The organism is Nonomuraea antri (assembly GCF_013283785.1).
In the GTDB taxonomy this organism is placed as follows: domain Bacteria; phylum Actinomycetota; class Actinomycetes; order Streptosporangiales; family Streptosporangiaceae; genus Nonomuraea; species Nonomuraea antri.
In genome coordinates this window covers 19,902-28,817 of record NZ_JABCPZ010000142.1, presented here as the reverse complement: position 1 = coordinate 28,817, position 8,916 = coordinate 19,902, and the positions used below count along the sequence as shown (strand labels likewise).

Below are 8,916 nucleotides of genomic sequence, written 5' to 3'. Positions count from 1 at the left end.
GCACCCCTCCGGGCCCCTCGCACGGCACCCCTCCGGGCCCTCCGCACGGGTCCGCTTCGGGCGCACCGCAGGCCGGACCTCAGGGCTCCCCGCAGGGTCCGCCTGCCGGTTCCCCCCAGGGCGCGCCGCACGGCGCCCCGTCCGGCGGCCCTCAGAGCGGTACACCTCACGGCACCCCTCCGGGTACCCCCCACGGCACCCCTCCGGGTGCGCCGCACGGCACCCCTCCCGGTGCTCCCCAGGGCTCCGCACAGGGCGCTCCCCCGGCCGCTCCTCCCGGTGGGCCGCATGGTGCTCCGGCTGGGGCGCATCTGCCGCCGTCCGAGCGGCCCGGTCCGGGTGCGGGGCACGCTCCGAATGCCGCCCCGCCGCCCCCGATGCCGCACGACCGGACCGGCCAGGGGCCCTTGATGGTCCCCGGGTCGCAGGTCCCGCCCGCGGAACGCAGCGGCCCGGTCCCGACCATCGGCAGAGGCCCCCAGAACGCGCCTGCCGCACCGCAGGGTGTCCCGGCCGCCTCGCCGAACCTGCCGGGCGCACCGGCGAGCCCCGGCCCGGCCGGCGCTCCGCCGAGCGTCCAGCCAGGCACCCCTCAGAGCGTCCAGCCAGGCACCCCACAGGGCGCGCAGCCCGGCGCTCCTCAGGCCGCGCAGCCAGGTGTCCCTCAGGCCGCACCGCCCGGTCCGCCGCAGGCCACCCCGCCGGCCGAGCGTTCCGGTCCGACGCCGATCAGCCGTGTCCCGCAGGGGCCGCCGCCCGCGGAGCGCACCGGGCCGATGCCCGCGGAACGTACCGGGCCGACGGCGATGAGCCGTGGACCGCAGGGTCCGCAAGGTCCCAAGGGGCCGCAGGGGCCGCATGTACCGCCCGCCGAGCGCACCGGGCCCGGGCCGCTGCCCGGCGCCGCGCGTCCGCCGCTGCCTCACCAGGGGCCGCAGGCGCATCAGCACACCGGTCAGGGCCCGCTGCCGCTGCACCACACCGGTCCCGGGCCGCTGCCCCAGCGCCCGGGGCGCTCGCCACGCCCGCTGCGTCCGCCAGGCGGCAAGCCCCAGTCCCAGCCCAAGCGCAAGCGCAGCGCATTGAAGGGCTGCCTGACGGCGTTGGTCATCGTGGTCGTCCTGGGCATCGTGCTGCTGGTGGTGTTGGTGGTCTCGTGGCTGCGTCCCTCGTCTGAAGGCGCGAACGCGGCGCAGGACGGCAAGCTCAAGTTCACCGTGACCGACGCCGGTTGCGTGAAGGCGGTCCAGGGCGCGCAGTCGCGTACGTGCGAGGTCGATCTGAAGGTCGAGAACGTGGGCCAGGAAGCACGGGTGCTGGACCCGCAGCAGCAGAAGCTGATCGACGAGAAGGAGCAGCCGTATCCGGGCGTACGGCTGCTCGACGCGGACGGCAAGCAGGTCACGCCGATCCGCGTGGAACCGGAGACCACGTTCACCGGGTCGCTGGTGTTCGAGATCCCGGCGAATGCCGAGCCGGAGGGGCTGGAGGTGCACGACTCGGGGTGGAGCGTCGGCATCCGCATCGAGCTGCCCTGACGCCCCCGCGCCCCCGCGCAGGGGTCAGGGCAGGGTGCAGGACAGCAGCAGGCGTTCGACCTCGTGGCGGGCGATCTCCAGCAGCGCCGTCGCCGCCTGCGCCGCCTCGGCCGGTCGCCCGTCCGCCACGGCTTGGGCCAGCTCCTGGTGGCGGCGTACGGCGGCCAGGTCGACCTGCTCGGGCAGCAGCGCCAGGTCGCGGCGCGCCTCCAGCAGTTCCTCGGTCACCTCGGCGAGCTGGGCGAACATGCCGTTGCCCGACGCTTCGAGCAGCGCCCGGTGAAAGGCGGTGTCGGCGGCCACGAACGCCGCCGTGTCGCCCGGGGTGTCAGGGGCGTCCGGCGAGTCCGCGGGGACGGCCGCCGCGTCCGCCATGGCCTGGGCGCAGGCGACGAGCGTGCGGCGGGCGGCGGGGTCGGCGCGGGTGGCGGCCAGCGAGGCGGCCGCGGGTTCGACGGCGGCCCGCAGCTCGGACAGCTCTCGCAACTGCGCCTCACGCCCGGGCGAGGACAGCCGCCAGCGGATGACCTGCGGGTCGTACAGGTTCCACGCGGTCATCGGCAGCACGGTGACGCCGACGCGCGGGCGGCTGGTCACCACCCGCTTGGACTCCAGCACCCGTACCGCCTCGCGCGCGACGGTGCGGGAGACGCCGTAGCGCTCCTGGACGTCCTCCAGGCGCAGCACCCCGCCCGCGGGCAGGTCACCGGCCACGAGCGCGCGTCCGATCCGGTCCACGACCTGCCCGTGCAGGCCCTGCAGCCGCATCGTGCGGCCGTTCAGCGGGCCTGGGCGAGCTTGGCGAGCAGCGCGGCGACCCGTTCGCCCGCCTCCTGGGCGCCGCCCGAGGTGAGTGCCGAGCCCATGCCGCAGGCCACGGCGCCGGCCGCGATCCAGTCGGGCGCGTTGTCGATGGTCACGCCGCCGGTGGGGATCGCGGGCACCTGGGGCAGGGCGGCGCGGACGTCCCGCAGCCAGGACGGCGACACGGTGGACGCCGGGAAGATCTTCAACGCGTCGGCGCCCTCCTCCAGCGCCCGCACCATCTCGCTCGGCGTCGACACGCCGGGGAAGACGGGGACGCCGTAGCGGTGTCCGGCGCGGATCACGCCCGCGTCCAGGTTGGGTGAGACCAGGAAGCGCGCGCCGGCTTCCACGGCGGCGCGGGCGGCGGCGGCGTCCAGCACGGTGCCGGCGCCGATCAGCGCCCCGGGACGCTGCTCGGTGAGCCTGGCCACGGCGGTGAGCGCGCGCGGCGTGGTGAGCGCCACCTCGACCGCCTTCAGCCCGGCGTCGAGCACGGCCTCGGCGGCGGCGACGGCCCGCTCGGGCGTGTCCGACCTGACGATCCCGAACACCCGCTGCTCGGTGACGGCCTGGACGATCTCCCAGCGATACATGAACCCCTCTGTTCCCTTCAAATGTGGATGAATCGGCCGACTCGGGCCGGGCTGGCGGCTGGTCTCCCCAGGCGGATGGTTTCGCCGGGCGGGCGGTCTTCCCGGGCGGACGGTCTCCCCGGGCGGGCGGTCTTCCCGGGCTAGCGGTGGACGGTTTCGCCGGCCTCGGTGAACCCGGCCAGCGCCCGGTCGAGCCCGCTCCGGTCGGGCAGGCCGTCGGTGTCGTTCGCGCACTGCACGACGAGTGCCGCCACGGCCGCCGCCTCCCGCAGGCACACGTCGTACCCGGCCCCGCGCAGCAGCCCGGACAGGAATCCGGCGGCGAAGGCGTCGCCGGCGCCCACCGGGTCGGTCACGGGCACGCTGAACGCCTCCTGCCGCTCGTCGCCGCAGGTGGCGGACTTGTCGCGGTGCTTGGTCACCAGGGTTCCCGCCAAGGTGCCCGGCCGGAGCAGTTCCAGTTCGTCCTCGCCGGCGAGGACGACGTCGGCGCTCTCCATCAGCGGCACGACGCGTTCACGCCAGAGCTCGGGCGCGCCCAGCTTGAGCCGTACGTTCGGGTCGAACGACACCAGCGCCCCGGCCTGGCGAGCCAGCTCGACCAGCCGGTTCGTGGCCAGGCACGCCGACTCGGACAGCATCGCGGTGATCCCGGTGACGTGCACCAGCCGCGCGCCGTCCACCATCGCGGGGGCCAGTTCCTCGGGGGCGAGCCGCGAGGCGGCCGAACCCGCGCGGTAGTACTGCACGTCGATGCCCCTGGACGGGTGGCTGTCACGCAGCAGCAGCCCGGTGGGCGCGGCCGGATCGACGACGACGTGCCCGGTGTCGACGCCCTCGGCGCGCAGCGCGGCCAGCACCGTCCTGCCCGCGGGGTCGGCGCCGACCCGGCCCAGCCAGCGCACCTGGTGCCCGAGCCTGGCCAGCCCGGTGGCGACGTTGGTCTCGGCACCGACGACGCCGCGCCGGAACATGGCGGCCCGCTCCAGCGGGACGCCCGGCTCGGCCAGCATCAGCAGCATCGCCTCACCGCAGACCACGACCTCGACTGCCTTGCTCACAGATGAACTCCTCGGACGCCCGCACATGCGTGCCTACCTGCTTGTCTGTCAATGGTGCTATCAAATCACGAAATGTCAGCACCTCGACGAAGAGCCCCCACGTTCCACCACCCGAATCCGACGCCGGACCCCGATTCACCCGATCCCAAGCCGACGCCCGAGCGCGATTCACCGGTTCCGGGGCCGACGCCTGGCTGCGATTCACCCGGTCCCGGGGCCGGCACCCGGCCCCGATCCACCCGGTCCCGGAGCGCCGCCCGCCCGGGTCCGCTGTCAGCGAATCGGCTCCGCTATGGGTGAACCTGGCCGGTCCCCGGGTGCGGGCAGTGCTTGAGTGGCAGGGTGGAGATCTTGGTTCTGGGCGGCACCGCATTGCTGGGCCGCGAGTTGTCCCGTCAGGCGATCGAACGCGGCCACCAGGTGACGTGCCTGGCCCGGGGAGAGAGCGGTTCCGTCACCGACGGAGCGAGACTCGTGAGCGCCGACCGCCGCGACCCGTCGGCCTACGCGGCGCTGCTCGACCGCGAGTGGGACGCCGTCTTCGAGGTGTCGTGGCAGCCGGGCTTCGTCCGCTCGGCGCTCGCCGCGCTCGGCGGCCGATCCAGGCACTGGACGTACGTGTCATCCGTCAGCGCCTACGCCTCCAACGACACGCTCGGCGCGGACGAGTCGACGCCGCTCCTGGCCCCGACCGATCGCGAAGAGGTCGACCGCGAGTCGTACGGAGCGGCCAAGGTGGCCTGTGAGCAGGCGTCGACGGCGGCCGTGGGCGACCGGCTGCTGATCGCGCGCGCCGGGCTCATCGGCGGCCCCGGCGATCAGAGCGGGCGCTCCGGCTACTGGGTCGCCCGCGCCGCCCGCGATCCGCACGGCCCGATGCTGGTCCCCGACATCCCGGCAGAACCGACCCAGACGGTCGACGTGCGCGACCTGACCGCGTGGCTGCTCGACTCCGCCGAGAAGGGCGTCACCGGCGTGTACGACGCCGTGGGCCCGGTGGTGCCGTTCGGCGAGTGGATCGAACTGTCGCGTACGGTCGGCGGGCACACCGGCCCGGTGGTCACCGCCGGTTCCGACTGGCTGATCGAAGCGGGCGTGGCCCAGTACATGGGGCCGGAGTCGCTGCCGATGTGGCTGGTCGAGCCGGGCTGGGAGGGGTGGTCGGCACGCAGCGGGGCGGCGGCGCTGGCCGCGGGCCTGCGGCACCGTCCGCGCTCGGAACTGCTCGCCGACACGTTGCGCTGGGAGCGCGAGGCGGGCCTCGACCGTCCACGCCGCGCCGGCCTGAGCCCGGCCCGCGAACGCGAACTCCTCGACGCGCTCGACTGACCATCCCGGCCTGGGCCCCGACCCCGTTTCCGCCTGCCGCGCCTGACCCTTCCCCCGAATTTGTCGCCCCGATACGGCACCATGACGGGACGAATATCGGGCACGGCGGCGGAAAGGCCGGAAATGAGCATCACCGAGGCGATGGCGGCCAACGCCGACGAACCCACCCAAACGGGTGTGACCACCCCAGCCAGCAAGACCAGCCGGACAGCCGAGACCGGCCTGGCGGGCGAGACCGGCCTGGCGGGCGAGACCGGTGGAACCGACGCGACCCACAGAACCGGTGGTTCTGGCGAAACCGGCAGAACCGGTGGAGTCGGTGGAGTGGTTGGGGAGTTGAGTGGGCGGCGGTTGAATCGGGCCACGCTCGCCCGGCAGCTGCTCCTGCGCCGCGAACCCCTGGAGGTCGCCGACGCGGTCCGCCGCATCACCGCGCTGCAGGCGCAGGAGCCCGCCTCGCCGTACCTCGCGTTGTGGAACCGTCTGGCCGCCTTCGACCCGGCCGCGCTCGACGCCGCCTTCGCCGACCGTTCGGTGGTGAAGGCGACGTTGATGCGCATCACCCTGCACGCCGTGCACGCCGACGACTACCCGGTCTTCCACCGAGCGATGGTCGGCTCGCTGCGGGCGGCCCGGCTCGGCGATCGGCGGTTCACCGGGAGCGGCCTGTCCGTCGCCGACGCCGACGCCCTCGTCCCCGCGCTGGTGGAGTTCGCGGGGCGGCCGCGTAACAAGGCCGAGATCGAAGGGTTGCTCGCGGAGCGGCTGGGCGCGGCGGAGCCGGGCGTGTGGTGGGCGTTGCGGACGTTCGCGCCGCTGCAGCACGCGCCCACCGGCGGGCCGTGGTCGTTCGGCCCGCGTAACGCGTTCGTCGCCGCGCACGCGCAGTTGCCCGCGGAGAGCCGCGAGGAGTCGGTACGGTGGCTGGTGCGGCGCTACCTGGCGTCGTTCGGCCCGGCCTCGGTGCTGGACGTCGCTCAGTTCACCCTGCTGCAACGGTCGGTGGTGCGGGCGGCGCTGGCCGGAATGGCCGGCGAGCTGCTGACGATGACCGGTCCCGGCGGCGTGGAGCTGTTCGACGTGCCGGGCGCGCCGCTGCCGCCCGCGGACACCCCGGCGCCGCCCCGGCTGCTGCCCATGTGGGACAGCGTCCTGCTGGCGTACGCCGACCGCAGCCGGGTGATCCCGCCCGACTACCGCAGGGTGGTCATCAGGCAGAACGGCGACGTCCTGCCGACGCTGCTGGTGGACGGGCACGTCGCCGGGGTGTGGCGGCCGGTGGACGGCGGCGTCGAGGCCCACGCGTTCCACCGGCTGCTGGAGGAGACCTGGGCGGGGCTGTCGGCGGAGGCCGCCGCGCTCACGGCGTTCCTGGCCGACCGCGACCCGGCCGTATACAGGCGTTACGCCCGCTGGTGGGCCGCCCTGCCGGAACCCGCCGAGGTCCGCATCCTCCCCGGCTGACCGAACCGGAAGCCACCGGAGTCCGCGTCCTCTCCGGCTGACCGACCGGAACCCGCCCAAGGTCCGCATCCTCCCTGGCTGACCCGTCAGGAACCGCCAAGGTCCAGTGCTCTCCCGGCTGGCTCTCCGGGAAGCCACCGCCGAGGGGTCAGTGGCTCCTGGGGACGTCCAGGGCCGGGTTGCGGTCGAAGAAGCCGGTCGGTTTGAGCGTGAAGCCGGTCGTGTCCACCGGCATCACCGGCCAGTCCTCCGGCCGGGGGAAGTGGGTGAGGCCGAAGGTGTGCCACACCACGATGTCCGTGCCGTCGATGTCGCGGTCCGCGGCCGTCCAGGCGGGCAGCCCGGCGCCGCCCGGGTGCTGGTTGACCAGGTCACCGGCCGGGTAGCGTTCGTCGTCCGCGTGCCTGGTCACCCACAGGTGCCGGGTGGCGAAGGCGGCCCGCGCGGCGATGGACGACGTGGGGTCGGCGAGCAGGGCGGGCCGGCCCTCGGGGACGAGGGTGTAGCCGACGGGGCGGCCGAGGCGGTTGGTGCGCTCCGGGTTGATGATCCGCCACGTCCTGTCCCTGCCGGTGTCCGCGACGCGCCCGGCCTCCCGTTCGCGGGTCAGGCGGGTGACGCGGCGGGAGAACGCGTTCCCGTACGGGTTGGCGTCGCTCACCGGCACCGGGACGGCGTCCACCTCCTCGACGGCGTTGCGGTGCCCGTCGACGGCCATGTCCAGCCGGGCGGAGAACAAGTGCTGGTGGTAGGGCGCGCCGAGCCCGGGGGCGACCTCGGTGGCGTACTCCGGCTCCCGGTCGCCGTCCGGCAGCGCGGCGGCGAACAGGATCCCGGTGGCCTTGCACTCGAAGCCGATCGTGCCGTCCAGGTACAGGTACCAGTAGAAGCCGTAGTCGTAGTTGCCCACCGTGGTGAAGAACGAGATGACCAGGCGGCGCTGCCGCCGCGTCTCGCGCGAGCCGGTGAACAGGTCGGTGTGCTTCCACAGCACCCCGTGGTCCTCCTCGTGCAGGCAGATCGCCCGTGGGACGGTCCGCGGCTCGCCGTCGCCGCCGGCCACGACGACGTCGGTGTAGTGGATCTCGCCGAGGCAGTCGCAGCCGAGGTCGAGGGAGTTGGTGAACCGGCCGAAGAGGTATTCGCCCTGGTCGAAGTAGTTCTGCCAGTACCGCAGCGGCGACGGGTCCGCGTACGGCACCACCATCTCGGCGATCGAGGCCCGGTGCACCACCTCACGTTCCCGGCCCCGGTCACCGTCGTGGTCCCGGTCGTGGAAGGTGATCTGGTGCAGGGTGAGGCCTTCGCGCACGTTGAAGCCGAGCCGCAGCGTCCAGTTCTCCCAGCGCACCACGCCGTCCTCGACGGTGAAGCTGACGCCGTCCGGCTGGCTGATCGCGATGGGTTTGAGCGTGGTGCGGGCGGGCCCGGTATAGGCGGGGTCGTCGAAGTCGCCGGACTCGGCCGGCACCGGTGTCACCTCGTCGTCGATCACCTTGGTCACGGTGCCGGCGATCAGGTCGACGTAGGCGACCAGGCCGCCGATCGGGTGCGCCCACGGGTGGTCGCGTTCGTGCCGCTGGTGGAAGCCGAAGCTGCGCACGACGCGGCGGCCGACCTCCTCGGGGTGGCCGAAGTGCCCGGCGGACAGCGGGACGGCCCGGACGCTCTCGGGGGGCAGCCCGCGCCGGGCCAGGGCGGCGCGCCAGGATTCGTCGGCGTCGAGGATCCGCTGGACGGCCTCGAACTCCTCCTCCATGATGGGCGGCTGCCCGGCCACCGCGGTGTCGATCTTCTCGACGCGTTCGACGACGCCCCGGGTGACGGAGACGAGGACGTCGTGGCACGTCCCGGTGCCCCGGTCGAGCAGGAGGGCGCGGAGACGGCGGTCGACCTGGCCGCCGGGGGTGAAGGCGAGCAGGTCGGACTTGGCGGGCTCGGCGAGGTCGAGCCAGGCGAAGCGGACGTCCTCGCCGAGGTGCCCGGCGGCGGCCAGGGCGGCGCGGGCGGCGCGGACCTCGTCGGCGGTGAGCATCGCCAGCGGGTGAGCGGGCGGCGGGAGGGTGCGGCCTGGTGCGGTCATGCTCATGAGCTCCTCCTCGTGGGCGGACGGCGGCGTGCCCG

General features: G+C 74.3%; 7 protein-coding genes. 3 read left to right on the top strand and 4 right to left on the bottom strand.

What is annotated here, in order from left to right:
* The first annotated feature begins 410 nt into the window (after window positions 1-410).
* Window positions 411-1,538: a DUF4352 domain-containing protein gene (locus tag HII36_RS35260; protein WP_173527652.1), complete on the top strand. Its 1,128-nt coding sequence runs from the start codon at window positions 411-413 to the stop codon at window positions 1,536-1,538.
* Window positions 1,539-1,562: 24 nt separating this feature from the next.
* On the opposite strand, the gene HII36_RS35255 is transcribed toward HII36_RS35260, so the two are convergent.
* The 3 genes from HII36_RS35255 to HII36_RS35245 form a co-directional block, all read right to left on the bottom strand.
* Window positions 1,563-2,306: a FadR/GntR family transcriptional regulator gene (locus HII36_RS35255; protein WP_173527651.1), complete on the bottom strand. Its 744-nt coding sequence runs from the start codon at window positions 2,304-2,306 to the stop codon at window positions 1,563-1,565.
* 11 nt (window positions 2,307-2,317) lie between these two features.
* Entirely contained in the window at window positions 2,318-2,938 is a 621-nt protein-coding gene (locus tag HII36_RS35250) for a bifunctional 4-hydroxy-2-oxoglutarate aldolase/2-dehydro-3-deoxy-phosphogluconate aldolase (protein WP_173527650.1), read from the bottom strand.
* Window positions 2,939-3,078: 140 nt separating this feature from the next.
* On the bottom strand, window positions 3,079-3,999 hold the full coding sequence (locus tag HII36_RS35245) for a sugar kinase (RefSeq protein ID WP_328808024.1): 921 nt from the start codon (window positions 3,997-3,999) through the stop codon (window positions 3,079-3,081).
* Window positions 4,000-4,341: 342 nt separating this feature from the next.
* On the opposite strand from HII36_RS35245, the gene HII36_RS58190 reads away from it, so the two are divergent.
* A complete protein-coding gene (locus HII36_RS58190; RefSeq protein WP_173527648.1) occupies window positions 4,342-5,328 on the top strand; it encodes an NAD-dependent epimerase/dehydratase family protein in 987 nt (328 codons plus the stop codon).
* 123 nt (window positions 5,329-5,451) lie between these two features.
* A complete protein-coding gene (locus HII36_RS35235; protein ID WP_217370361.1) occupies window positions 5,452-6,792 on the top strand; it encodes a winged helix DNA-binding domain-containing protein in 1,341 nt (446 codons plus the stop codon).
* Window positions 6,793-6,940: 148 nt separating this feature from the next.
* On the opposite strand, the gene HII36_RS35230 is transcribed toward HII36_RS35235, so the two are convergent.
* Window positions 6,941-8,881 (bottom strand): primary-amine oxidase, encoded by a 1,941-nt coding sequence (locus HII36_RS35230; RefSeq protein ID WP_173527647.1) that lies wholly within the window; start codon window positions 8,879-8,881, stop codon window positions 6,941-6,943.
* Between the last annotated feature and the right edge of the window lie 35 nt (window positions 8,882-8,916).

Excerpts from the sequence above, each read along its gene's own strand:
- HII36_RS35260 (WP_173527652.1), top strand. The coding sequence starts at position 411 with ATGGTCCCCGGGTCGCAGGTCCCGCCCGCGGAACGCAGCGGCCCGGTC.
- HII36_RS35255 (WP_173527651.1), bottom strand. The coding sequence starts at position 2,306 with ATGCGGCTGCAGGGCCTGCACGGGCAGGTCGTGGACCGGATCGGACGC.
- HII36_RS35250 (WP_173527650.1), bottom strand. The coding sequence starts at position 2,938 with ATGTATCGCTGGGAGATCGTCCAGGCCGTCACCGAGCAGCGGGTGTTC.
- HII36_RS35235 (WP_217370361.1), top strand. The coding sequence starts at position 5,452 with ATGAGCATCACCGAGGCGATGGCGGCCAACGCCGACGAACCCACCCAA.
- HII36_RS35230 (WP_173527647.1), bottom strand. The coding sequence starts at position 8,881 with ATGAGCATGACCGCACCAGGCCGCACCCTCCCGCCGCCCGCTCACCCG.